1 protein-coding gene is annotated in these 573 nt (G+C 72.8%); it reads left to right on the top strand.

Translation table 11 applies throughout. The features are described 5' to 3' along the window. A partial coding sequence (locus L810_RS43500) for a YbfB/YjiJ family MFS transporter (protein ID WP_042978505.1) occupies positions 1-573 on the top strand: 573 nt, incomplete at both ends.

The following is a 573-nucleotide window of genomic DNA, read 5'->3' as shown; positions in this document are numbered from 1 at the left end:
CACCCGCCGCGCCGCGCGACGGCGCGGTGCCGGCGGCGACCGCGAGCCCCGTGCGATTCGCCCTCGCGCTGGCCGGTTACGGCCTGTTCGGCGTCGGCTACATCGGCTACATGACGTTCATCGTCGCGCTGCTGCGCGGCGCGGGAATGAGCGGCACGGTGGTCGCCGCGTTCTACGTGATGCTCGGCGTCGCGACCGTCGTCTCGGCACGGCTGTGGTCGGGGCTGCTCGACCGGATGCGCGGCGGCCAGGCGCTGGCCGTGCTCAATGCGCTGCTCGGCATCGCGACGCTGATGCCGGCGATGTTCGTGCATCCGGTTGCCGCGTTCGCGTCGGGCGTGCTGTTCGGCGCGACGTTCCTGTCGGCTGTCGCGTCGACGACGGCCTTCGTGCGCCACAACCTGCCGCCCGACGGCTGGGCAAAAGGGATCAGCGCGTTCACGACGGTCTTCGCATTCGGGCAGATCGCCGGGCCGGTCGCGATCGGCTGGGTGTCGGACAGCGCGGGGCTCGCGCGCGGGCTCGTGTATTCGGCGCTGACGCTGTTTGCGGGTGCCGCGCTCGCGGCCGGGC

This window comes from Burkholderia sp. AU4i, assembly GCF_000466765.1.
Classification (GTDB): domain Bacteria; phylum Pseudomonadota; class Gammaproteobacteria; order Burkholderiales; family Burkholderiaceae; genus Burkholderia; species Burkholderia cepacia.
Note: the sequence above shows the minus strand (reverse complement) of the source record. Positions and strands in the feature narration are given on the sequence as shown.